General features: G+C 33.4%; 26 protein-coding genes. 10 read left to right on the top strand and 16 right to left on the bottom strand.

The window, feature by feature from the left end:
• Positions 1-16: 16 nt before the first annotated feature.
• Entirely contained in the window at positions 17-2,479 is a 2,463-nt protein-coding gene (locus tag EL260_RS15140; protein WP_123856140.1) for an SEL1-like repeat protein, read from the top strand.
• A 134-nt stretch (positions 2,480-2,613) separates the two neighbouring features.
• On the opposite strand, the gene EL260_RS15135 is transcribed toward EL260_RS15140, so the two are convergent.
• The 9 genes from EL260_RS15135 to EL260_RS15095 form a co-directional block, all read right to left on the bottom strand.
• Positions 2,614-2,994 (bottom strand): VOC family protein, encoded by a 381-nt coding sequence (locus EL260_RS15135; protein ID WP_123856139.1) that lies wholly within the window; start codon positions 2,992-2,994, stop codon positions 2,614-2,616.
• Between the two features lie 597 nt (positions 2,995-3,591).
• Positions 3,592-4,236 (bottom strand): DUF2306 domain-containing protein, encoded by a 645-nt coding sequence (locus tag EL260_RS15130; RefSeq protein WP_123856138.1) that lies wholly within the window; start codon positions 4,234-4,236, stop codon positions 3,592-3,594.
• 11 nt (positions 4,237-4,247) lie between these two features.
• On the bottom strand, positions 4,248-4,706 hold the full coding sequence (locus EL260_RS15125) for a DUF2750 domain-containing protein (protein ID WP_123856137.1): 459 nt from the start codon (positions 4,704-4,706) through the stop codon (positions 4,248-4,250).
• A 29-nt stretch (positions 4,707-4,735) separates the two neighbouring features.
• Positions 4,736-5,128, bottom strand: a complete 393-nt coding sequence (locus EL260_RS15120; RefSeq protein ID WP_123856136.1) for a hypothetical protein — start codon at positions 5,126-5,128, stop codon at positions 4,736-4,738.
• 78 nt (positions 5,129-5,206) lie between these two features.
• Entirely contained in the window at positions 5,207-5,788 is a 582-nt protein-coding gene (gene nudK / locus EL260_RS15115) for a GDP-mannose pyrophosphatase NudK (RefSeq protein WP_123856135.1), read from the bottom strand.
• 31 nt (positions 5,789-5,819) lie between these two features.
• Positions 5,820-6,728, bottom strand: a complete 909-nt coding sequence (locus EL260_RS15110) for a TIGR01777 family oxidoreductase (protein WP_123856134.1) — start codon at positions 6,726-6,728, stop codon at positions 5,820-5,822.
• A 28-nt stretch (positions 6,729-6,756) separates the two neighbouring features.
• Positions 6,757-7,101, bottom strand: a complete 345-nt coding sequence (locus tag EL260_RS15105) for a hypothetical protein (RefSeq protein WP_123856133.1) — start codon at positions 7,099-7,101, stop codon at positions 6,757-6,759.
• 5 nt (positions 7,102-7,106) lie between these two features.
• Entirely contained in the window at positions 7,107-7,709 is a 603-nt protein-coding gene (locus EL260_RS15100; RefSeq protein ID WP_123856132.1) for an HPP family protein, read from the bottom strand.
• Between the two features lie 124 nt (positions 7,710-7,833).
• Positions 7,834-8,556 carry a polysaccharide lyase family 7 protein gene (locus tag EL260_RS15095; RefSeq protein ID WP_123856131.1) on the bottom strand — a complete coding sequence of 241 codons (723 nt, stop codon included), beginning with the start codon at positions 8,554-8,556 and terminating at the stop codon, positions 7,834-7,836.
• A gap of 188 nt (positions 8,557-8,744) precedes the next feature.
• Between EL260_RS15095 and EL260_RS15090 the strand changes: the two genes are divergently transcribed.
• Entirely contained in the window at positions 8,745-9,770 is a 1,026-nt protein-coding gene (locus tag EL260_RS15090) for a methyltransferase (RefSeq protein WP_123856130.1), read from the top strand.
• A gap of 287 nt (positions 9,771-10,057) precedes the next feature.
• Here the strand turns inward: EL260_RS15090 and EL260_RS15085 are convergent, their stop codons facing one another.
• The 7 genes from EL260_RS15085 to EL260_RS26155 all read right to left on the bottom strand — a co-directional run bounded on the left by EL260_RS15085 (position 10,058) and on the right by EL260_RS26155 (position 18,301).
• Positions 10,058-11,224 (bottom strand): iron-containing alcohol dehydrogenase, encoded by a 1,167-nt coding sequence (locus EL260_RS15085; protein WP_123856129.1) that lies wholly within the window; start codon positions 11,222-11,224, stop codon positions 10,058-10,060.
• Positions 11,225-11,291: 67 nt separating this feature from the next.
• Entirely contained in the window at positions 11,292-12,167 is an 876-nt protein-coding gene (locus EL260_RS15080) for an AraC family transcriptional regulator (RefSeq protein ID WP_123856128.1), read from the bottom strand.
• Between the two features lie 618 nt (positions 12,168-12,785).
• Positions 12,786-13,163, bottom strand: a complete 378-nt coding sequence (locus tag EL260_RS15075; RefSeq protein ID WP_123856127.1) for a hypothetical protein — start codon at positions 13,161-13,163, stop codon at positions 12,786-12,788.
• Between the two features lie 456 nt (positions 13,164-13,619).
• Entirely contained in the window at positions 13,620-15,575 is a 1,956-nt protein-coding gene (locus EL260_RS15070; protein ID WP_123856126.1) for a hypothetical protein, read from the bottom strand.
• On the bottom strand, positions 15,572-16,651 hold the full coding sequence (locus tag EL260_RS15065; protein ID WP_123856125.1) for a hypothetical protein: 1,080 nt from the start codon (positions 16,649-16,651) through the stop codon (positions 15,572-15,574). The genes EL260_RS15070 and EL260_RS15065 overlap by 4 nt, the downstream gene beginning before the upstream one ends.
• Before the next feature lie 91 nt (positions 16,652-16,742).
• Entirely contained in the window at positions 16,743-17,168 is a 426-nt protein-coding gene (locus EL260_RS15060) for a hypothetical protein (protein ID WP_123856124.1), read from the bottom strand.
• The gene (locus EL260_RS26155; protein WP_185145914.1) at positions 17,165-18,301 is read right to left on the bottom strand and encodes a hypothetical protein; all 1,137 of its coding nucleotides are present in this window, start codon (positions 18,299-18,301) and stop codon (positions 17,165-17,167) included. Before EL260_RS26155 ends, EL260_RS15060 begins: the two co-directional genes overlap by 4 nt.
• 418 nt (positions 18,302-18,719) lie before the next feature.
• Here EL260_RS26155 and EL260_RS15050 point away from each other — a divergent pair, with 418 nt between their 5' ends.
• The 8 genes from EL260_RS15050 (at position 18,720) to EL260_RS15015 (ending at position 24,959) form a co-directional block, all read left to right on the top strand.
• Entirely contained in the window at positions 18,720-19,052 is a 333-nt protein-coding gene (locus EL260_RS15050) for a single-stranded DNA-binding protein (protein WP_123856123.1), read from the top strand.
• Between the two features lie 14 nt (positions 19,053-19,066).
• Positions 19,067-19,522 (top strand): HRDC domain-containing protein, encoded by a 456-nt coding sequence (locus tag EL260_RS15045; protein WP_228445475.1) that lies wholly within the window; start codon positions 19,067-19,069, stop codon positions 19,520-19,522.
• 124 nt (positions 19,523-19,646) lie between these two features.
• Positions 19,647-21,014 (top strand): histidine--tRNA ligase, encoded by a 1,368-nt coding sequence (gene hisS / locus EL260_RS15040; RefSeq protein WP_123856122.1) that lies wholly within the window; start codon positions 19,647-19,649, stop codon positions 21,012-21,014.
• Positions 21,015-21,239: 225 nt separating this feature from the next.
• Positions 21,240-22,100, top strand: coding sequence for an SHOCT domain-containing protein (locus tag EL260_RS25990; protein WP_123860550.1), 861 nt, complete (start codon positions 21,240-21,242; stop codon positions 22,098-22,100).
• An 11-nt stretch (positions 22,101-22,111) separates the two neighbouring features.
• On the top strand, positions 22,112-22,966 hold the full coding sequence (locus tag EL260_RS15030; RefSeq protein WP_123856121.1) for a PH domain-containing protein: 855 nt from the start codon (positions 22,112-22,114) through the stop codon (positions 22,964-22,966).
• 18 nt (positions 22,967-22,984) lie between these two features.
• A complete protein-coding gene (locus tag EL260_RS15025; protein WP_123856120.1) occupies positions 22,985-23,626 on the top strand; it encodes a GNAT family N-acetyltransferase in 642 nt (213 codons plus the stop codon).
• A gap of 65 nt (positions 23,627-23,691) precedes the next feature.
• Entirely contained in the window at positions 23,692-24,225 is a 534-nt protein-coding gene (locus EL260_RS15020) for a PH domain-containing protein (protein WP_123860549.1), read from the top strand.
• Positions 24,222-24,959, top strand: a complete 738-nt coding sequence (locus EL260_RS15015) for an ABC transporter permease (RefSeq protein ID WP_123856119.1) — start codon at positions 24,222-24,224, stop codon at positions 24,957-24,959. The genes EL260_RS15020 and EL260_RS15015 overlap by 4 nt, the downstream gene beginning before the upstream one ends.
• The last annotated feature ends 3 nt before the right edge of the window (positions 24,960-24,962 follow it).

Below are 24,962 nucleotides of genomic sequence, written 5' to 3'. Positions count from 1 at the left end.
CACTAAAGAATAAAAAATGGCACACCGCCTTTATGTATATAATGTGGATTCCAAAACAGGAGATCAGTATTCACATCATTTGGGAGAATGGAATTATGTGATCCCGGATTTGCTTTTTCCTCTGTTTTCCTGCGATCCAAGGTCAAAAGGAAAATTGCTATATTTTGATAAAATAAATGGAGTGGAAAGGCTGAAATCATTCTATCAATTGGTGGGGGAACACTATCAGCTGCTTTACAAAAAGGTATATTATGAGCCTGTAAACAAAATGTTTGAAATGTTGGATGATCTTCCTTATGATACTTTTATGATCAATGGATGGGACGTCTTCAATATGAGTGAAGAAAAACATTCTGATCAGGCCAAAGACTGGGTCCTGCAAATTAAGGAGAAGAGCAGGCTATATGATAAAGCGATTTCTAAACAGAATCTAGAATGGCTGGAAAAAGAAATTGTAGCCAGAAGTGGCTATACATCCTTTTTAGAGATGTTGGAAACAGACTGGATTGATTATGGTCTTGGGTATTGGAATGAAGATTTATATAAAGATATTTCGGAATCTTTTGAAGACAATGGTCTTTGGGGATTGAAGGATAAAAAAGGAAATATCATCACTCCGGCAGTTTATGAAGAAATATTTGCCTTTACTGAAGAAGGGATTGCTGTAGTACAGAAGAATGGTAAGTACGGATATCTGAGAAATGACGGGAAAGTACTTGTTGAATGCATTTACGAAGAAGTTTATGATTCTCTTTTTGTTGACCATAAGAATTATGGAGTGATAGAAGTAGATCAGAAATCAGGATTAATTAATATTGCGACCGGAGAGATTGTGATCCCCTGTGAATACGATGAGTTGGAGATGTTAAGGCATGTCTGCCTTTTTAACGCTAAAAAAGCAGGGAAATATCGCCTCATTGATACATCCAATAAACCGGTTATTGAAGAATCTTTTGATGAGCCTTTTGAATTTAATTATTCTGGATTGCTTTATCGCAGGCTGGAAGGAACTTCCAAGAGAGCCTTTTATACCTTTGAAGGTGTTTTCCTGGGAGAGCATCCCGAAGAGGTATTAAGTGAAATTGGTGAAGGGTATTATTGGGTAAAACCCAATAAATTTCAGAAAAAAGCCAGCATTATAAAATCAGATGGAAGTCTTTTGGATACTGATATAGACACCCTGATGATTTTGAATGATTATTATACTTCTTTTGCCTACAAAAAAGCTAAAGAATGGTACATATATGATATAAAATCAGAAGAATTCAGATTGAAAGAACATACCATTGAAAATATCCACAGAGATTGGTATACTCAGTTTATGAAGAATGTGTTCCTGATATCTGATGTAAATGGCTGGGGGTTGTATAATGCTGCTGAAAACCGTTGGCTGCTTCCTTCCTCTAAAGAATATAAGAAAATAGAATCTTATAGAGAAGAGATTTTCCGGGTTACTACCTCAAACGGAATGTTCTATTTTGACCAGAAAACAGAAATTCAAAGCGGTATTTACGATTATATCGGTGAAGGGATAGATTATGATAAGCAGATGCTTTGCCTTTATAAAGGAAATGAAATGTTTATTCTTGATATCGGAAGAAAGCTGCATCAGGTTTCTGATCATCAGCTGGGAGCTTTATATGAAAAAAGATATAACCTGCGGGGAAAAGATCAAAAGTATTTTCTTGATTTTTATAAAGGATGGACGGAAAGAAAAGGTTCCGGCTACGAGGAATATTTTGACGATGATACTTTGATGTCAAAAGCTGAAAAATATCTTGAAGAAGGAAAGATTGAAGACGCTGTAAGATTATATGAAATAGGAATAAACCGAGGAAATACAGATATGATGGTGGAACTCGGATATATTTATGTTCATAATGAGTATCCTGAATATTATGATCTAGAGAAAGGACTTACCCTGTATGAAAAAGCAGCTTCAAAGAATCATGCTATTGCCTGGAATAATCTGGGATATCATTATCAAAGTGGTGTTGGTTATCCTCAGGATATTAAAAAGGCCTTAAAGTGCTTCAAAAAATCTGCAGAATTAGGAGATGGTCTGGCAATGCAAAATCTGGGCCTTCTGTATTTTTATGGAGAGTATGTGTTACTGGATTATGATCTTGCATTAGACTACTATAAACAGGCAGAAAAGAAATTCTATTATAATGATGAGAAATTGACTGAAATCTACTATCAGAAAGGGGATTATGCCAATCTTCAACGCTATTTAAAAAAAGATACTGAAGGGACTTATTCCGATATCTATTACGGAATTATATATGACGAAGGATTAGGGGTGAAGCTAAGCCCTAAAAAAGCAATCAAATACTATGAAAAATCTCTGGAACATGGCTATTATACTACAGCATTGAGCAGGCTTTTATATTTCTATAAGGACGATTCTGCCTTTGCCAATCCTGAAAAATATCAGTTCTGGAAAGCATTTGGTGAAGATAACGAGATGGATGTATGATAGCAACTTTTTAAAATCACACCATTCCTAATGATATTCTATGTCTCTATGTGGTTCAATATTTTTACCACATAAAGACATAGGCTTATAGGCTAACGTAGAATTATTTTATTGGTGTATTCGCGGTTATTAACTTAAGAATAGTTGCTCACTTCGATGAGATTTTGATCCGGATCACGAAAATAAACAGATCTTATCTTTCCTACAGCACCCGTTCTGTCTACAATGCCTTCAATAATCTCCACATTTTTCTGTTTCAATTCGGCCATCACCTCATGAATATCCGTTTGGGCAATAAAACAAAGATCTGCAGAACCACAGGTAGGAGTTTTTGCTTTAGGCTCAAACTCATGTCCTTTTTGATGAAGATTGATCTTTTGATTTCCAAAAGTGAGTGCTTTTCGGTGATCACCAAAGGTTACCACTTCAAACCCCATGATCTCAGTGTAAAATTCTATGGTTTTACTGATATCTGCTACAGTTAATACAATATGGTCTATGTTTTTAATCTTCATGACTTTTGTTTTGAAACACTAATACTTTACAAATATCAGGATTTGCAGGTTATCAATTAGTACTATTTTATAGCTGGAATTGGGGATATTTGTGCTTTCTGTTCTTTTTTTAATTTTAAAATAATAGATTTACATGAATTAATGATAGGCTTATGATCTACTTTTTTCTCATTTTTATTGTTGCCATATTGGGTGGGATTTCTTATCTGATCATGCATTTCTGCAATCGATGGACCCGAAAGCACAAGTATGAAGTTCTTTTTAATACCTTGATCTTTATCGGATCATTCCTTCTCATATCATTCCTTAGCCTTTATGTTTTCATTGCAAATCTTGATCTATCCAGATAATAATTAAATTTTAAATACCCATTTTATATAAATATCATTCTATGCATTTTGATTGGATTTACCTTATTGTCATTCTGTTTTTAATCTTTGTCATTGTGATTTTTGCGGCAGTTTCCCAGGTAATTGTACGTTTTTGTAACCGCTGGACTCAAAACTATAGATACAGAAAACTGTTGAATACTTTAATCTTTATAGGAGCATTTGCTCTGATATCCTGTATTAGCCTTTATATTTTCTTTACGAATGTCTATTTAGGACGATAGTGGATATTTCTTCTAAGAAAATAATACGCAATCAGCAGATTGATGGCAAGAGCAAGCCATACATTGATGCCGTAGAATAGCTCATAATCATGCTGTTGTTCATTATAAAACAGATTCTTAATAATTCTGAAAGTGATGGCCGTTGTTGTCACGGCATAGCTTAAAATCATAAAGTTTTTATGCCTGATAATATTGCCTTTTTTAATAGTAAGGACAGCAGCTACCGTAAAATAAGCCCAAAGAATATCCTGAATCAGAAATCCTGTAATTCCTATCAATCCGCCATTCGAAAATAATCCCAATACAAAACATGCCGGAACGTTGATAATAAGAATATTATACACGTAAACTTTTCCAATGATTTTGTGTAAGTTTCTGTTTTCTCTCAGGAATTGGGGTGAAAATTGAGTCAATCCAGCTAAAAGACAAAGTGTTATTGAAAAGATATGGATATAGAAAAAAGCCATCCAATACGGATTATTGACTACTTGTTGTTTAAAGGCAAGAAATCCTATCGTTTTATCAAGAGAAGTATATTGGGAGATTGTTTTCAGCATCAGAATACTGAAAATAAAAACAGAAAATACTGCTATAATTTTAGCAATCTTTATTCCCAATGATTTTATCATGAATCTGTTTTTTAATCCTTTAATACCTCTTTTATCTGGGTTTCCATATCTTCAAGATCGTTGAATTTTCTTAAGATCACAGATTTATTGTTTTTTGTAAGCTCTTCAATAATGGCAAGTGCTAGCTCTAAGGGCTCTGCTTCGTAGCCAAATAGATTGATATCAAAATTAACGCCTACAAGCAAACCATCACTATTCATTCCCAGGCACCAGTTTTCCAGGAACTCATTAATAGGAATAGAAGATGCTTCATAACGATTCCATTCTTTGTCTACGCAAGATTTTGCCCTTGCTACATCTGACCAGAAGCAAATAATTTCTACGGGTTCACCATCATCATATTCCAAATCGTTGGAGTAGGAGGTTGCGTAGCCTTTATCATCTTTTAAACCATATACTACTTTTGTTTCAATTACTTTTTTAATAAAATCTTTATAGCGGTTCTTTAGGGTAATTTGGTCCTGAAGCATATTTATTAGTTATAAATTGATTTTTTGTTTTACAATGAGTTCCTACTGGTGTTTATATACACGATCTCAGGATTTTCACCATCGCTATTTCGTTTTGATCTTCCGTATAAGCCTATTTCCAGATCATTAGGTGTTTCATGATCCAGTTCTGATGGATGTACATAAGTATACATACCATATCCATGTCCGGAAACAAGCCAGCCTTCTGTAAAATTCAAATGAATAACATTGAAGTCTCCGGCAGGGCCTCCTGCAAATACAGGTCCGAATTCTTTCATTAGTTTGATCGCTTCATCCCGTACATTTTCAACAGTACTAACATCATCAAAAATAATATACGTGTCGTTTTTAAACAAAACCCAATCCTGAAATTGAGGATTAATGGCAAGTTTTACATGCTCAAGAATTGATAAGTTATTCATGATTTAAATATAGTTATTAAAAAAATCAAACGGTTATCAGAAATGTATATTGTGTCTTTACTTTGTGTAGAAAAAGCTTTACAAAATCCCCTTAATCCTCAAATGCTGCAACAGCATCATTGTCTTTGCATCTTTAATCTCTCCGGTATCAATCATAGTAATAGCCTCATCAAAAGATAATTCCAGCACTTCAATATTTTCTCCTTCCTCTTCAAGACCGCCACCATCATTAATCTTCATTTCGTTGGAATATTCAGCGATGAAAAAATGAAGAATTTCCGTTACGGAACCGGGAGACATATAGGCTTCAAATACCTTTTCAACTTTAGAAATCTTGTATCCTGTTTCCTCTTCCGTTTCTCTTTTGATACAATCTTCAGGATTATCATTGTCTAAAAGCCCGGCACAGGCTTCAATAAGCATTCCGGATGCATTTCCATTAATATAAGTGGGTAACCTGAATTGCCTTGTGAGGATAATCGTATGAGAAATTTTGTTATAAAGCAAAATAACAGCTCCATTTCCACGGTCGTAAGCTTCTCTGCTTTGAGTTTCCGTAGTTCCGTCTTTTTTGCGAACCGTAAAAGTAACTTTGTTTAAAGTATACCAGTTGTCTGATAAAATATCTGTTTTTAAAATAGTAATATTAGGATTTTGCATAGTGTTGTTTGAATTCTTTAGGTATATAAAGTTATTGAGTTTTTAATAAATCTCTTAAAGCATCTTTCAGATCAGGAAACTTAAAATGAAACCCTGCATTCTGTATTTTTTGTGAAGAAGCTCTGGAACCTTCCAAAATTGCGCTTGCCAGTTCACCAAATAACATCTTCAAAACAAAAGCTGGAACATTGGGCATAAACAGAGGTTTCTTAAGAACTTCGGCAATCTTTTGGGTTAACTCAGCATTGGTAGCATGCTGAGGTGAAACAGCATTATAAGCACCATGAAAACCTGTATTTTTTAATGCAAATTCATAAACGGAACAGATATCTTCAATATGAATCCATGGCATATATTGTTTACCGTTCCCCAAAGCAGAGCCGATGCCATATTGTATTGGAGGAAGCATTTTCTTTAAAGCTCCTTCCTTTTCAGAAAGAACAACAGCAGTCCGGATTTTTACAATTCTGTCTGTAAGGTTGTGTTCTTTAAAATGATCGGCAGCTCTTTCCCAAAGCACTACAACTTCACTGAGGAAGTCATGTCCTGGCGGATCATTTTCCGAAAATATTTTTTCTGTAGTCTTGGTTCCGTAAAAATTGATTCCTGAAGCTGAAATAAAAGATTTAAGTTTAATTTCTTTTTTTCTTAAAGCATTTCTTAGCAATGTGGCAGAATCCACTCTGCTGGCAATCAGCTCTTTTTTTCTTTCTGCTGTCCAGCGCTTTTCTGAAATATTGGCGCCTGCGAGGTGAATGATGTGGGAAACGTTTTCCAAAGCAGATTCGTCAATGGTTCCTTTTTTAAGATCCCATTCATATTCATTTGCTTGTCTTTTTTTCCGGGTAAGAAACCTTACCTCATAATCATTGCTGATTTTTTTTGCCAGTTCTTTTGCAATCAAACCGTTTGCTCCGGTAATCAAAACAATTTCTTTCATAATGATATATTTTGTGGTGGGGTGTTGATTATGCTTGATTTTTAACAATCAAAACAAAGTCTTCTTCTAAAAGTTTATAGCCATAATCGTAAATAAACTTGTACTCAGAACCGTTTTTATAAACCTTTAGATTGGTGAAATAGTCAAAATCAAAACCGAGACTTTCCAATTTGGATTTAGCAATCTTTGTTTTGCCATCTATATTGACTTCTACGAGAATACGGTAGTTTTTGCGGAGTTTATTATTGATATTCCGCATCAGATTTGTAGAATCTTTATTCTGCTTGTTGTTATAGGCATTCCGGCAGGCGTCGTTGCAGAATTTTTTATCAGACCTCCCAATGATTTTTTCGCCACATTCCAGACAATTCATATGTTTTACTTTTTCATTTTGTGCCCGTGAGCATGTTTTTTTCGTAACAATCTTATAAACCTGCTGTGAGAAGGGTAGCTTCTGTTGGGCGTTATATTGTTAAAAAACAAAGCCACAAGCAACAGGATAATACACCCCGAAAGAACCGGAGAGATAACATACCAATAGCCTAATTCCGGAATTTTTCCGGTTGAACTTACCGCAATAAGAGCTGTTGCTCCACCTGGCGGATGCAGGGTTTTTGTGTATTGCATCAATACAATAGAAAAAGCCACAGCCAATGGAGCCGAAATCCATATAATATCCGGTACAATTTGATACACTGTAACCCCTACTAATGCTGAAAGCACATGCCCACCTATCAAATTTCTAGGTTGTGCTAACGGACTTTGAATGGCTCCATAAATCAGAACACTGGAAGCCCCAAAAGAACCGATCAGAAATATGTTTTCTGTCTGTGTCAAAGAATGAGACTGTATAAAAGCAATCAGTCCAATTCCGAAAAAAGCACCTAAGAATGACCAGAAATGCTCCTTGTAATCAACCAGTGTTTCCTTATAGATCACATATTTCGAAACTCTGAATGTTCTTTTTATCGTCTTCTTCATTGAGGTTGTCTTCTTTTTTGATGATAGTACAAAGATACAGAATTATCCGTTTGTAAATGGATAATATGGAGATTGCAGCCTTCAAGAGTAAAAATTATTACCAGCCTTTAACCGGTCTTTCAGATTAGCTGTTTGTTTTAATTTGATAAATAGCCACAGTACCGGAGGTTACCGGAAATTTATTGTCTTGCAGATAATTCCCGGCTTTAAAATAAACTGATTCGTGTTTCCAGCTATTTCCAAGGCTAAATACAGTCGTTTGTTGGTTTATTTTTACCTGAATATTTAAGTTGTTTTGTTCAATAGAGTATTCAAATACTTGTCCCAAAGGAATGTTTTTCAAAAGAGTAATGCGTTGTTCTTTATCATCAACTTCTTTTTTAAAACCAACCTGAAGGTTACCATTATTCCACCAGATTTTTACAGCTTCCGTTCCCTTGGAATTACCATGGATCTGTCCAATGATTATCTTTCCCGTACCAGGCTGCTTTAATACCGCCATTTTAACCTGTAAATGATGTTGGTTTTCAAAATGCCATTCGCTAATTTGTCGTAGTTCTGTTCTGGGGTAGTGAGATCCCTGAGTAGTTTTGCCATCAGAAGAACAAAAAAGACGGATGCTCGTGTCCTCTGGTGAAAAATAAAAATTCTCGGAAGAAAACTTAGGAATATCTGCTCCTTTAATTATGGTTATAGAATTGTTTTTCTCAATAGGAAGCTGAAGGTTAAAGTCACTTAAATCAAATTGAGATTGGGGAACAGGGATATATGTTTTTTGAGCATATGAAAAATTTGAACATAGGACAAACAGTCCTGCTTTTGCAATGTTTTTAAAACGATTCTGCATCTCTAATGGAATTTTGATTGAACAATGAAGACTAATTTAAATAATTTCTTTGATAAATTTTTACATAAGCTAGTGGTTATAATTGTTTTTTTAATTTAAATGTCAGTAAGTTATGAATAAAATACATAATTTCACTTATTGTTGAATTATGATATTGTAAACTTTAATCTCAATTAAAAACTATTCCTATGAAAAAACAACCCGTAAAACCTGAATTTACCTTGAAGATGTTTCAAGTATTAGGCGGTGTGTGGATTGCCGGCTGTGTAAAGACAGCCGCAGAATTAAACATTGCAGATCATTTGGCAGCTGGCCCGAAAACAATTTCATCGCTGGCAAAAGAAATACAGTCCAATGAAAAAGCATTGTATAGAATCATGAGAGCATTAAGCAGTGTGGGTATTTTTGAAGAATCAGAGAACCAAATCTTTGCATTAAATGATTTTGGGGCAGCATTGCAGACTGATGTGCCAGGAACAGCAAAGAATTTTGTACTTACGATAATGAAAGAACATTTTCCTGCGTATGGAGAGCTTACCTACGCTGTTCAGACAGGTGAAATCCCTTTTGATCATATTCACAGAATGCCTCTTTGGACTTACTATAAAAAGCATCCGGAAATAGGGGAGAACTTCGGAAAAGGGATGACCGGAATGTCAGGAACGGAGCTAAAAGGAATTATGGAAAATTATGATTTCAGTCCCTATAAAAAAATAGTAGATATAGGCGGAGGAAATGGAGTGATGATGTATACTATCCTGGATGCTGCATCCGATAGTTCAGGGGTCATTTTTGATGAAGAAAATGTAATCGAAAAGACTGTGGAACTTATCCCCGAAAATTTAAAAAGAAGATGTTCTGTTGCCATCGGTAGTTTTTTTGAAAAAGTTCCGGAAGGAGCAGATTTATATACCATGAAATGGATTATCCATGACTGGAATGATGAGGAATGTATTCAGATTTTAAAAGTTTGCTATGATGCAATGCCAAAAGGAGCAAAACTATTGATTATAGATGCCGTTATTCCTGATGATTCTCTAAATCAGCCTCATATTGCCAAACTTTTGGATATTGTAATGCTGGCTTGTCTTACCGGAAGAGAAAGAACATTGAGCGAGTTTAAAGTTCTTTTGGAAAAATCAGGATTACAATTCAGCAGGCTTGTTCAGATTGGTACAGAAGCGAAAAGCATCATTGAATGTGAGAAAATTTAAAACTGAGAGCGTAATGATAGCAAAAACAGGAAGTTTATCAGACTTCCTGTTTTTTATGCTAAAATTTAAATATAAAATTATAGTGTCTATATACAATTTTACATCACTGTCATTGGCTACGCCGAATCTTTGATTTCTGACGAAGGAAGAATCTCATAATATCGCTTAGATTCTTCATTTCACTTTTGAACTACGTTCACAGACCTTCAGTCTGTATTCAGAATGACAGAGTCATAGTAATAAGATAACCGCATTAATGTAAAATTGTATATAATTACCAAAATTAATTATCCTGCCACCAATTCTTCAGTGTAAACAAGCCCTTCATAACAAGCATTATAAATTGACTTTAATTCATCCAAAGAAGGAACTCTAGGATTGAAACCTGTACAAGGATCTGCAAGTGCATTAGCCGTGATATAATCAATATTTTTGTCCCAATCTTCTCTTGAAATTCCAAATTCTTTTATGGCTGATGGATTATTAACCTCTAAACGTAATGCCTCGATGGCCTGCGCAAGGTCTTCAGCTGTTTCTTTACCAATAACTCTGGCTAAATCTGGATAGCGTTCTGTAGCTTGAGCGTTATAACGGATAACATTAGGAAGGAAAATAGCATTAGATGCTCCGTGAGGAATCCCATACAACGCTCCAACTTGATGAGATAATGAGTGAACAATTCCTAACCATGCATTATTGAAAGCTAAACCTGCCATAAAAGAAGCATCATGCATATTCTGACGGGCTGTAATATTGTTTGGATTTTCTACCGCTTCTTTTAAATTGTTAAAAACAATATCAAGGCCTCCTTTTGAAAGCGCATCTGCGATATTATTATCAATATTGGAAACAAAAGCTTCCACACAGTGAGTCAATGCATCAAGCCCCGTATTGGAAGTCACATGTGCAGGCATTGAAGCACAGATTTCTCCATCTACGATAGCAATATCCGGTGTTAATTCATAAGAAACGATAGGATATTTTACCCCTTTTTCTCTGTCGGTAATTACAGCAAGACCTGTAGTTTCAGTTCCTGTACCACTTGTGGATGGAATGGCGATAAATTTTGCCTTATTTCTTAAAACAGGAACCGTGAAAGGTTTTATCATCGCATCAAAATCGGCATCAGGATATTCGTAAAATACCCACATGATTTTTGCGGCATCAATGGCAGAACAACCTCCTAAACCAATCACCCAATCAGGCTCAAATGTTTTCATGATTTCAGCTCCTTTCATACAAGTTGCTGATGACGGATCTTCTTCTACACCTTCGAAAATTTGTGTTTCTATTCCTGCTTCAGTAAGATAAGTGATGGCCTTATCCAGAGTTCCGCTTTTTCTCATTGAGCTTCCTCCTGTTACGATTACCGCTTTTTTACCTTTAATATTTGCTAATTCTGAAAGACTTCCGGCACCATGGAAAACTTCTCCTGCAATGAATAATTTGCTCATTTTTTTTGTTTGATTTTAATGAGACAAAATTAGATAAGCCCAGACGGACCATGTTATACAAACAGGATTATGTGTTATACATTTGCGCCAATTCCTGTTGAAGAGCAGTGGGGGTTTCCTTCAATTTTGCCTTTACAAACTTATTGAGAGCAGAAGGTGAATTGAAACCAAGATCAAAGGCGATTTCTTTATGAGAAAGATCTGAAAACATCAATTGCCGTTTGATCTCTATTAAAATTCGGTTATGAATGGCTTGAATGGCCGTTTCTCCACAATGCTTTTTTGTAATGGAGTTTAATTTTTTTGGGCTAATAGCCAGTTCATCTGCATAATATTGAACCGTTCTGTATTGTTTGTAATGTTCATTCAACAATTTTTTAAAACGAACATATATTGGTTTGTCGGGTGTTTCTTTATGCAAGATAGGATGAAGTCCATGAACAGATTCAATTAACCCCAACAGAAAAATTTTGATATGAAACCTTGCCTGTTCCTTTTTGATAAGGCTTGGATGCTGATAAATTCCTTTGATGATGGAGATTGTATATAAACTTTGCTGAAAGTCTTCTGATGACAAAACGGTACAATGAAGCTGCGTGGAAAGGTTGACATTATAAGTACTCAGTTCGTTTTTCAAAATATCTGAACAGAATAATATTTCTTCAAACAGAATGATTTTTCCTTTCAGGTCATTACTTATATCAGAAATAAAATGCACCTGCTCCGGAAATACCACAGAGATTTTCCCTGGCTTCAAAAAATGAATCTTATCCTCAATATGCAGTTGTAAAGTCCCATTTTCAATAACGATAATAAAAAAATGATCTTTTTTGTGTGGCTTACCATACTCTTTCAAAGAGTCATTGGTTAAATCAAAAACCCGAAAAGAAAGATTTTTATCCTCTTCCTTTTGAATATTCTTTTTAATCTCCAGCTTCTTCATATACTCATTTCTTTATATTCAAAAATCTTTGTACTACCTTTTTGTATAGAACACAATACAAAAATAATTTAAATCTAAATTAAATAGCCACTAATGCACGAATAAAAAAAATCGTGCATTAGTGACTAATTACTTTGTGAATTTTTGTTTTTCAAATTAAATCAACATTTTTTTACTCTATAAAATAATTCCTATAGTGTATTTTTTGTTTTGTTTATCCGATCGTAAACGACTACAAACGAATTTAAATAGTTTATAACCGACTGAGCCTTGTTGGGATCTACAACTTTGCCACAGAGATTTGAGAAAACAGTGAACGTCTCTTATCTGAAATATTAATCATTAAAATCTAAAAGTTATGTCACTAAGAAACAAAGTAGCAAAATATGTAGTGTAGAATGTTCATTTTTTGTAATCGATGTTTTTTAATCTTTTTATTGAATGGCTTTTGTTATAATTTTTTATACAAAAAAAGAAATTATTGTTCACATTTGATGTTCATATTTGAATTACTTAATTTAAAATATATTCAACCGACTACTACAGATATACAGAGTAGTAGTGAGAGGAAGAGTTTTGAAAATAGTAACGGCTGTCAAAAAGACAGCCGTCAAATATTTATTTAAGACGAATGTCGTATTCGTCCAGAATAGGAATTGTACTATTTAGGCAATCCATTATTTCTTGCGGTTGTGTACTATCAGCAACTTGTGTCTTGTATTTAGCAATATCGTCAATTACAGACGCGGGTATTTTTTTCTTAGCCAATACTGAACTAAGCTTGTTAAAAGCTTTGTCTAAATGTTCTTTTATTTCATCTAGTTTCTTATGATATGTGCGCTCTAACTGATCTTCCTTAACACCAGGTTTAGGGTTTTTGTAATTAAAATGATTGATTGTCAGACGTTCCCAGTCATCAGTATTGGCTCCATGTTTAAATCTATCGCAGTTCCAACATCTGCGTATAAAAAATTCATAAGTTAAGTTGTCTTCCATAATTAAAATTTGGTTAATGTTCTATAATATATTAAGAATTACTTTTTTCGTTACGTTACGCTCAATAGAGCTCTTATACTCTATTGAGGAAGTTGGTCAGTGGCTAAGTACCTCCGGTTATATTTGATGTGGCACTGTCTTGTCTCTAGGATTATAAAGAAAGACTACATCATAATTAGAATAAGGCAAGTTTTCACAAATTAGTTTGTTACAATTTACAGCTTATATCGATACAAATGTAGAAATCAGCTATAAAATATCACTTTAAAAAAGCTTTTTAATCTATTCAAATAGAGTTCAGATTGATCACGATTAACTAATCACATTACAATTAAATGTATTTATGTGGTTTTTCTGTAAAAAAATGTGAATTTTGAAGTTAATCATTGTATTAGAATAAGTTATATAAGTGTAATTAACCTTTATAATATTTTGTTTATCGCTAATGGTCTTATATTATATATTATTAGATTCTATAATATGACCAACAATGAATTGAGTCTTATCCTTAACCTCAAAATCTACAAATCTTTCAAAGTCTATTGTAATTGAATTACGTATTTTAATTTTTGCGTCCTCCTCGGATAAAAGAATACCCTCATCAGTCTGTTGCCATACACTTGGATTTTCGAAGTATTTTTCTTCAACCAATTCTTCTGGTATTTTATTTACATCTACAGACAATTCATTCTCAAACCAGGCTTCATTAACAATATGGTGCATCAGAAAAGCTTTCTTAAAATTGCTGATGACTACTTTATCTTTCAACAATGGGCTATCTACTAAAAATATGGGAATACCGTCAAATTCACCTAATACAAAAAAATTCATAGTATCATCATGATATATAGGATTGTAGTAACCAGTATACCTATCTGATCTGAAAAATTCTTCATCTTTATAGAGATATTCAGATTCCAAAATAATAGCAGTAGTTGTAATTGAATTTCTTTGCATTTGTGCAAGGGCGGAATCGAGTAAAAGTAATAGGGATGTTTCATGGATAATCACCGGATCACAATTCTCGACAATTTCAATAAACAGGTCATTTTCCATTTTTCCAAATCCCGTAGCAAAATGATCCAATCCATTTTTTGCGTTCACATAATCATCTTTATTAAATAATTTTTTACCATTTTCAATAAAGTTGTGCTGTTCTAATTTTTTAATTCCCGGATAATCCTCGGAAACCTCCATAATATCCCCTAAAATGTTAAAAATTTTTCTAATCCTAGTTTCGATTTTCCACGCATCTTGCATTTGTATTGTAAACCATCTTATTTTACTATCATCAAGATCTTTTTCAGCTAATAATTTTTCTTCCTCACTTACGATCACTCGCTTTGCAAATGCTATAGAAGCTAATAAGTTTTTTGCTATCCTATCATATTCATCAATATTTCTCACCAACAATATTTTTTGCCATTTCTCATAGTCTTTTCTGAATTTTTGAATATCTTCTTGCACTGCGTCATATAGAAAAGGAAGTGTCATTTTTTGATTTGAGCTAATTTCAGATATATCAAAATAATAGTTCTTCGTCCTTATTCTATCGATTACAAATCCGGTAGTCATCCAGTTTGAAACCATCGGAGGTCTAAACGATTCCATTTCAGGCCGACCCATGAAGTCCCAGTGTTTCCACCCCATGTACTGTGATAGATTTGAAGTTCTGAAAAAAAAGAGATCCTTAATCTCTTTGTCTAAATCATTTATCTGAACTTCTTTAACTACTTGCAATAGTCTAAGTAAATTCTCAGTATCAATTATACCCTCATCGTACAGTAAATAGAGCCAATATTTAAGGCCAGAAAGGGTTTGCCTCCCATAATTACTGACTCGAGATTGAACCTCTAAATCAGCTTTAATTTTTTGTATTTCTTCAGTATTTTCATCTCCGTAACTTTCAGAAATTAAAATATTTAAGCGGTATTTACTACTTGGATCAGCAAATAAATCACCAGTTAAATATCGATATTTTTTTATCGATGAGGCCAACATTTCCCAGTCATAAAATGTAGTCTGTCTATATAATAGATCATTAAAACTTCTAAAAGCCTCATAATAAAAATCAATGATTAATAATTTATTAGATTCATCTTTTGTTAAAATTCTAATCAATGTAATTATTTCACTTATGTGACGTGACATTTCATCAGCTACAAAAAATATTTTCTCTCCTTTTAATTGGTATTTACTCTGTTGTTGTTTTATAGTTGTATAGATCGTATCTGGAAAAATTATAAATTGATTAAAAGTTTCAATCTTTTTATATTTTAATGTTTTTCGTAAAATTTTTCTTAAAAAATTTACAAAAGTGTTTACAGTTTCGGGGCTATTATTCTCAATCGCAATCTTGAGTGAAGACCAAATACTGGTAGCCAAGCTGTTTGCAATATGAACATTATTCATACAATATCGTGTTTTAATAATAAGTCAAATAATTCATCATAAATCGATAAAATCTCATTTATATTTTTTTGTTTTCCTTCTGTGGTATATTCTTCTAATTTAGTCTCGAAGTAACGCACATATTCATCTGATTGGTTTATAATTTTCGAAGGTTTTTTTAATGTTAAACACCCTGATAAGTCCAGTTGTCTATTATAAGATGTTGTAATACCTGGAAAAATAAAATTTGAATGATTCTGAGTAACTAAATTTAATGATAGACTTTCAACATAGTAATATTTTTCATAAGCATGTCGATTCTTTAATCTATCCTGTAAATCTTTAAAATCAATATCATATATTAAATATTCTTCGGTAGGTGGTCGATCTAAATCAGGTAAAAGAAGCCGTTGTCTTAGTCCCACTGGATCAATACCGTGATCATGCATCAAGTTTTTAAATTCTGCCGCACTATATTTCGACAATAGAAAAATTTTGACATTCATCTTTATTTCATCGATCAGCTTTTGTTTTAGAATTTTTTGAATATTAGAAGCATTTGCGAAATTTATTATCGTACTAAATAAATATCCAATTCCAATTAATATAATTAAAGCCAAATAAGTACCTGCGAGCACGAATCTCTCAAAGTACGGTTCAATAGAATCTCGTAATGTTGATACTATAATCAAACAGAAAATGGCACTCAAAGTATAATATATAATTAAATATAATCTTGAGTTTACAAAAAGCAATTTATAGGTTTGATCGTTTTTTACAGCAAGATTGCTTAATAAAAGTCCTATCACTGCTAGTGTCATGCTGATAATGGTTGCTACATTAGAAGTTCGCTGATCAATTATCGTACTAGCGGTGTCTTTATCTATTTTAATAAAAGTAAAATCAAGGTTTATAGCTGCGACTAAAATATAGAGAATAACAACATTTAGAAATACTAACCACCAATTTTCGCGTTTCGATAAAATGTTGAAATATTTAATGAGATAGTTATCTGAATTTTCAAATAATTCAAAGTGATTTTGTTTGATTTTTTTCTCTATCTCTTTACGATGACCAGATTTAAATTTGGAGAGCATTCTTAATTATTAGTGTCGCTAATATAATAAAAAATTTAAAAGATATATTTGGAGAAAATTTTTAAAATTGTTCCAGTATTAATTTTTTACATTAATCTTTATTTACTTTTTTTAAAAAGAACATACCTACAGTTGCTGCAACAAGCCCCTGAAAAGGACCGAGATAAATACTTGATGATTGTAGCCAGGGGATCATTCCTTTTGAAGAAAGTGGTTGTGCTAGCAACACACTTAAAACAACAAGTAGGTAAAAAATTGAAAGGCCAAAAGCCAAATTAAAATAAAATTTTTCTACTTCCTTATCAGAATTTTCTGTATTCAAGTCGGTTACAAAAACAGTTATAATAAGTGAAAGAGTTGGTAACAAATTTTGGGTAAACCAGCCCCAAGCTTCAATATTTTTATCTTCAAATTTGCCTCCAATGGTTTGCATAAACATAATTATAAATAGTATTGAAGAAGCTGTAAACCAAGGTATTGAAAGCTTTCTTTTTGCTGTTTCAAAAGATATTTTCATTTTTTCAAAGTATTTATAATACCAGTAACTGTTAGATTCTTACCTGGTATTGGTGTTGGTGATAATAGCTCAGCAGTATCACTACTTTCAGATTTTTTAAACTGATAAATTAATGCTGTTACTTTATGCTGTGAAGTGAAATTCTGCTGCCCAATTTCATCAGGTAAAGAGGTAGCACCTTCGCTCATCATCATATTCATAATTTCTGGTGAAGCTTCACTATCGGAAAAAGATATGGGATTTCTATTAATTATAAACACTATACATCTGTAATAGCCTGGCTGGGCAATAAAAAGTGAATTAATATAGTCTTTAAGAGAGAAGAAGTATTGTTTATTATTTTTATATTTCCAACGTGATTCTTCCGGAAAAGGTCTTCCTGCCTTATCTGTCTGTTCCAACTGTGTTACTAGTGCAAAGCCTTCACTTACATAATAATAGCTAATTCGAGTATATTTATTTATTCTCAAGGCGTTTGTAAGTTTGCTGTTAATATCCCCAATTAATTTTGCACTTTTAAAATATGTATTGGGTAAGATTTCTACATCTGAAGGATAAGGCGGTTTTTCAGGAAACCTTCTTAAATTATAATAACCAATGGAGCTACTTGTTTTTGGACAACCATTGTTTTCCGGAGATCCAGGTATTGTAGGACACATATCATCTTTATCAAAGATATTATCACCATCACTATCTGACCATGGGCATCCGTTATTTTCGATAGGACCTGTTACATTTGGACATTTATCATTAGTATTAATAATGCCATCTCCGTCAGTATCCTGTTTTGATTCATGCATTGTACCACAATCGGTGAATAAAATTGAAAAATATAAAAGAGAGAGAAAATAAAAATATTTGATATTGGGATTGTTTCTATTATTTGTAATACTACAAATTAACTGTATCCCAATTTTTTTCGAAATATTACTTTTCTTCGGTTTAGCATTGTAGTTATCCGAAAGTTTATTTAAAATTACTATTTTATTTTCTTTTGCCTTTCGGGGAAGCCAGATAAAGAGATAAATAGCAACTGTGGGAACGCACCAAATACTAATTGCAAGTAGAATAAATAATCCATTACTTTTAATAGCATTTATCAGTTTTTCAAGTAAATCAAAGAATTTATCCATGGTAATAGGTTTTATACCAAACCCAAAAGAAGATTCCCCTCATTATCCTGACAACATGTTACCTTTTCTTTTTATTATTATACATAAAAGAATTTTGAGTTTCAGGGTTTAATTAGTTTTATTCAAATATAAGAAATATTCTACTATAATCTCATTAATTATATACAGTTAATTTGGATAGAATTTAAGAGTTAAATTTTTCCAAAAAGATAGTAATCTTTACTATCTTTTAATCTTAATAAATACTAGTTTGTGCCATATTCTTTTTATGTTTTTATCCGATCGTAAACGACTACAAACGAATTTAAATAGTTTATAACCGACTGAGCTTTGGTGGGATCTGCAACTTTGCCACAGAGATTTGAGAAAACAGTGAACGTCTCTTATCTGAAATATTAATCATTAAAATCTAAAAGTTATGTCACTAAGAAACAAAGTAACATTAATTGGTTACACAGGTAAGGAAGTTGAAATGGTAAACTTCGAAAACGGAAATGTAAAAGCAAATGTATCCTTAGCTACAAGCGATCATTACACAAACGCTAAAGGCGAAAAGGTAGAAGAGACGCAATGGCATAATCTGATTGCTTTCGGGAAAGTAGCAGAAATTATGGAAAAGTATGTCCCTAAAGGAAAAGAAATTGCGATTGAAGGTAAACTTACGTACAGGTCTTATGACGATAAGGATGGCGTAAAGCGTTACATTACGGAAATTCGTGTAGATGAAATTCTGTTGTTAGGAGGTAAATAATTCTAAAAACTCAAATGATGAAAGTAAAGGTTTTTAAGATCAGACTCCCGGAAGAACTTCTCTACAAAGATCAGAAAATGCTGGATGATTTTCTGGAAGGTAATGAGATTATAAAAGTAGAGACTGCTTTTGTAAACGATGAATGTTATTGGTCTGTAATTCTGTATTTCGAAGAGCCAAAATTGGTGAAAAATACAGTGAAAGAACCAAAGGCTGTTAAATATTCTGCAGAAGATGATTTCCTGAATCCTGATGAAGAAAAGATTCTCAATGCCCTGAAGCTTTGGAGATCAGAGAAAGCCAGAGAACAAAATCTGCCAAGCTACTTCATTGCCAGCAACAAAGAGCTGATGTCTGTAGCCAAGTATAAACCAGCCAAAAAAGAAGAGCTGCTGGAGATCAAAGGATTCGGAAAGCATAAGATTGAAAATTATGGCGAAGAAATACTGGAAATCCTTGAAAGTGTATGATTTTTCAGAATAAATGATCCTATTAACTTTAAAAGCTGAGGAAGATTGCTTCTTCAGCTTTTTTATGCTGTGTAAAGTCCCTGCAATTCCTTACTTTTGTACTTATCAAAATGACATACAATAAATGAAGCCAAGTTTAGCAAAAGGAACAAGAGATTTTACGGCGCAGGAAGTTTCCAGAAGAAAATATATCATCGGTATTTTACAGAATAATTTCGAATTATTCGGATTTCAGCCATTAGAAACACCAAGCTTTGAAAATCTTTCTACTTTAACAGGAAAGTACGGAGAAGAAGGAGACCGCTTGATTTTTAAAATCCTCAATTCAAGCATTAATGAAGCAAAGGAGGATAAAAAACATCAAATGCTTCATGACTTCCAGAGAGCGTTGGAGAAGCCTTTCAGTGCAGAAAGCTTAACAGATAAAGCGCTTCGTTATGACCTTACAGTACCTTTTGCAAGATTTGTAGCGATGAATCATGGGAAATTAACATTTCCATTCAAGCGTTTCCAGATCCAGCCGGTATGGAGAGCAGATAGACCTCAGAAAGGAAGATACAGAGAGTTTTATCAATGTGATGCAGACGTTGTAGGAAGTGAAAGCTTATTGCAGGAAGTGGATCTTGTTCAATTATACTTGAAATCATTTGCTGATCTGAAAGTACCTGTGACGATTCACATGAACAACAGAAAAATTCTTTCCGGGCTAGCTGAATATGCAGGGATTACGGATAAACTGATCGATTTTACTGTCGCTTTGGATAAGCTGGATAAGATTGGAAAAGAGGGTGTGGTTAAGGAATTATTAGAAAGAGAAATCTCTCAGGAATCTATTGATAAACTAGACTTCTTATTCAGTCAGTCTGATGATGCACTGAAAAACCTTCTTCAGCTAAAAGAAAAATTCGAAGGCAATGAGATCGGATTGAAAGGAGTAGAAGAGTTGGAATTTGTTCTTACACAATCTCTGAACCTTGGTGTTGATATGCAGAATCTTGTATTCAATATTACGTTGGCAAGAGGTCTTGATTATTATACCGGAGCTATTTTCGAAGTAAAAGCTGATGAAGTAGCAATGGGTTCCATCGGTGGAGGTGGTAGATATGATAACCTTACAGAAGTGTTTGGAGTTAAAAATATCCCTGGAATTGGTATTTCGTTCGGGTTAGACAGAATTTATCTGGTGATGGAAGAGCTGAACCTTTTCCCTGAAGAAGCTTCTTGTAAAATAGAATATCTATTTGCTAATTTTGGAGGTGAAGAAACTACAGAAGCTCTGAAATTAATTATGCAGTTGAGAGCAAAAGGTATTTCAGCAGAACTATACCCTGAAAGCGCAAAAATCAACAAACAATTTACGTATGCCGAGAAAAAAGGAATTAAAAATCTTGTTTTCTTAGGGGAAGAAGAACTTAAAAATAACACGGTTACCTTTAAAAACCTTGAAGCCGGAGAGCAGAAGACTGTTTCTTTGAATGAGTTTTTAGGATAAAATACGATAAAAATATAATCAAAACGGCTCAAGGTTCTAAAACCCTGAGCCGTTTTTTTGAATGAGAGTGTAAATTTCAAGAATAGGAGAAAAAAATATCTGAAAAACAAGAAGATTTGAATATTTTTGAGGATAAATATAGAATCAAAATTTGTAATTTGGACTGAAAGAACAAAAAACAGATTAAAACTGTTTTAGTCCATACCATTTAAAACTTAAAACCAGATGAATACTATTTGCGCATTATGCGGAACTCCGCTGACGTCTACGGATATGCTTGTTGGGAAAAATAAACTTGCAGATGGCGGTTATCTATGTGCCGGTTGCTTTACTAAAGCAGTTACTATCAATAGAGATCTTATCAATAATTTGGACCAGTTCTATTTTGCTGAAATAACAGGAATGTTCCTTAAAAGCAAAATTGATGGGAGTCAGAGTACGGGAATTTCATCCTCAGGAACGGGCAACTATGAATATGATGCTCCCACCAGACTAGACGAAATAAAAGACCAGATTGTAGCCCTGAAAGCCAGATTGAGTGTTTTAGCCAATGAAGAAGTCAATGAACTGGATAAAGTCCTGGATCCGAGCGAACGTTTGATTGCGATTGCAGAATGTATCAATCTTCATAATAAGAGGGAAGGAATTATTTTTTCAACCCAATGGAGGGTGATTTTCATGGATAAAAAATTCCTGGGTGGAGTGGTGAAAAATGAATATAACCACAAGGATATTATCTCTCTGGATCAGGTTGAAAATCTTTTGTACTCAGTGTTAAGAGTTAATACAAAGGGCGGTGCTGTAGAATTTAAGCTGCATAATAAAAGTGACGGAAGAGCATTTTTAAATATCAAAAATAATAATACAAACTATTCTGAAAATAAATTCAGAGCAGACCCTAGCCCATTACATGCATTTTCTCAAATAATTCCGGATTTGGTGCAGGAAAACGTCTACAATACAAATAAGACAGATTCCGGAGCTATTATTGAACAATTGGAAAGATTGGGTAAACTCAAAGAAAGTGGAATTCTAACAGAGGCAGAGTTTGCAGAACAAAAGAAAAAGCTTTTGGATAAATTATAAAAGAAGAAGAAATGAGTAATACTTGTTCATTATGTAATACAGAATTAACCTCTATGGATACGCTTCTGGGAGAAAATAAGCTTTCGGATGGTGGTGTTTTATGCAATAAATGTTTAGATAAAATAAGCTACATCAATCAGGAAGTATTATATAACCTTAATCAGTTCAATATTGATGATATTCATCGTATCATTCAGGATAAAAATTCAGAACAGAATTCACTTGCTATAACACAAGAAAATCTTCCTATGACTGTGGAAGAAGAGGCTCAAAATATTTCTAAAGAAGTATATAAAAGGAGAAAGCAGAAGATAAAAACAGAGTTGGAAAAGCTGAATGCGAGTCTTTCTGTATTTACCAAAGGTGAAATCAAAGAACTGCCTTATCTTATTTCTGAGGAGGAGAAAATCATTGGTATTACAGATGCTCAGTTTGTTAATACACTGGCTGCAGGAATCCTGGTGGCAACTTCCAAAAGAATGATCTCTGTTTCAAAAGCAATGTTTGGGACAGCCAAAATCAACGATTATCCCAATGAAACGATCAAGTCAATAAGTTTTGTAACAGATCCGAGATCTCCAATCATAAAATTACATCTTGATGAAAGAGTGGTAGAGTTTGAATGTTTTATGGATAAAGAAGATGCAGAAAAGTTCTATGATATCATAAGACCTATCTATAATAAACCGATACAGCAACTTCAGCAACAGACAAATCCCGTAAATGCAAATACAGCTGCAAACGCTACACGCTCCCTTGATATTCTTGAGCAGTTGGAAAAATTGGGAAAACTGAGAGAAAATGGTATTCTTACCGATACGGAGTTTACAGAACAAAAAAGAAAGCTGCTGGAACAATTAAAATAAAACTCTTAACACCCAATCATGAAGGATAAAACGGAAATAGTAGAAAACTGGCTTAAAGGATGGTGTTTATCAAGAGAAGTATCTTTTCCTGTTCAATATAAGTCTGGATTCAATGTATTTGTGGGAGATGAAAAACAAAAAGAACGGTACGTATTTCCTGACCTTAATGAAGATTTTTTTCAACTTGCCCGGTCAATTGATGAGCCTTGGATTTATCTGAAAGTAAGTACCTCTCCTGATTGGTTTATAGGGGATATTCCTGAAAAATGGCAATTACAGGCACAAGGGTATTTGATGACCTGCTTTCATCCGATGAGTTTTCCCAAAATCAGTCTTGCAAAAGGATATCACTTAGAGTTTTCTGAGTATAATAGAACTTTTGTTGTCAGGATTGTAGCAGAGAATGGTGAACAGGCTTCTATAGGTCGTGTTTCACTTATAGATAGTGTTGCCGTTTATGACAGGATTATTACCGAAAAAAATCACCAAAGGAAAGGGCTTGCTTCTTTTTTATTGAAAGAACTTGAGAAGATCGCTTTGTCGAAAGGGTTTTCAAATAATCTTCTGGTCGCAACAGAAGAAGGAAAACGGCTGTACGAAACCTTAGACTGGAAAGTGTATTGCTTACACTCTTCCATTGTAATTCCTTCTGAGGTGTAAGTTTTTAATCAAATTAAATTATTATTTTCCTAAGAAATAGTAATTTAGACCCATAAACTATAGCTATGAGTGAAAAGTCAAGACTCGACGAAATAAGAGAAGAACTTGAAAATCTGGATATCAGCCCTACCATATTTGCCAGAAAAGAAATCCGGGAATTACCGGATATCATCTCAAAAGAGGAAAAAATTATTTACCTCGTTGAAGGCAGAAATAAAATAAACAATCATCATATCATTTTAGTAGCTACAGACAGAAGACTGATCTTTGTAGATAAGGAATTCATGTACGGATTGAAAGTAGAAGACTTTTCTTATAGCAAAATAAGTTCAATACAGTATGAAACTGCATTATTACTCGCCTCTATAGATATTCAGGTTACTGATGACATTGTAGAGATTGATGGAGTAGGAAGATACCATGCTGAACTTTTTTGTGAAAAGGTAAGAGACTTCATGTCCCGTCCTGAAGAAAATTTTCATAAAGCTGAACCCACTGTTTTAGATCAATTGGAACAATTGGGAAGGTTAAGAGAAAGTGGAATTTTGAGTGAAGAAGAATTTAATGAGCAGAAGAAAAAACTTATAAGCAAATTATGATAAAAGAAGTCGTATTTAGAGCATTAAACTGGAGATGGTATTTTACCTCTTTACTCACATTATTTATAGGAATTTTCTGCTGGGTACTCATCCTTATTTTACCAATCAGCAGTTTTACATGGAATTTTTTCTCGGCTTTACCATTTCTGGTTGCTGGAGTAAGCTTTATATTAGGAATTTCGAGGATGTTCAAAAAAGAAGAATTTAAAAACGGTCTTTGGCAATGCCTTTTAAGCTTTATTATGTTTTTTATCATTGGTGGGCTATTCGCTTTTTATCCGCCTAAAAGTCCTTATAAGCCTTATCATAATGATATTAAGAATCCTAAGAATGCAAAATTTTCAATGCCTTTGAAATTATTCTCAGATGAGAAAGAACTTGTAGAAGTTACCCAACCAGATATTCTTATCTATGATTATTTACAACCCGGAACTTATAAATATGATGTTTTCCTGAATACAATAGAAAAAGGCAAGATCTATTTAAGAGTGTATGATTTTAATACCAACAGGATTCTTTCTGAAAAAGAAATTAAAAAACAATCGATGAGAGAGGTTTTTAATCCCAATGATGAATTGAAAGAATTTTCAAGTGACGATAAAGATTTTACAGTGAAAGAAGGAGATTGGGGAGACTATTATGGAAGCAGGATTGAAGTTTGGTTTCAGCCGGATAATTCCAATACACCTGAAAGAAAATTATTAGAAAAAAATTATATTATTCAGGGAAATTAAAAT

Origin of the sequence: Chryseobacterium nakagawai (assembly GCF_900637665.1) — a bacterium.
Classification (GTDB): domain Bacteria; phylum Bacteroidota; class Bacteroidia; order Flavobacteriales; family Weeksellaceae; genus Chryseobacterium; species Chryseobacterium nakagawai.
This window is presented reverse-complemented; position numbering and strand designations above follow the sequence as displayed.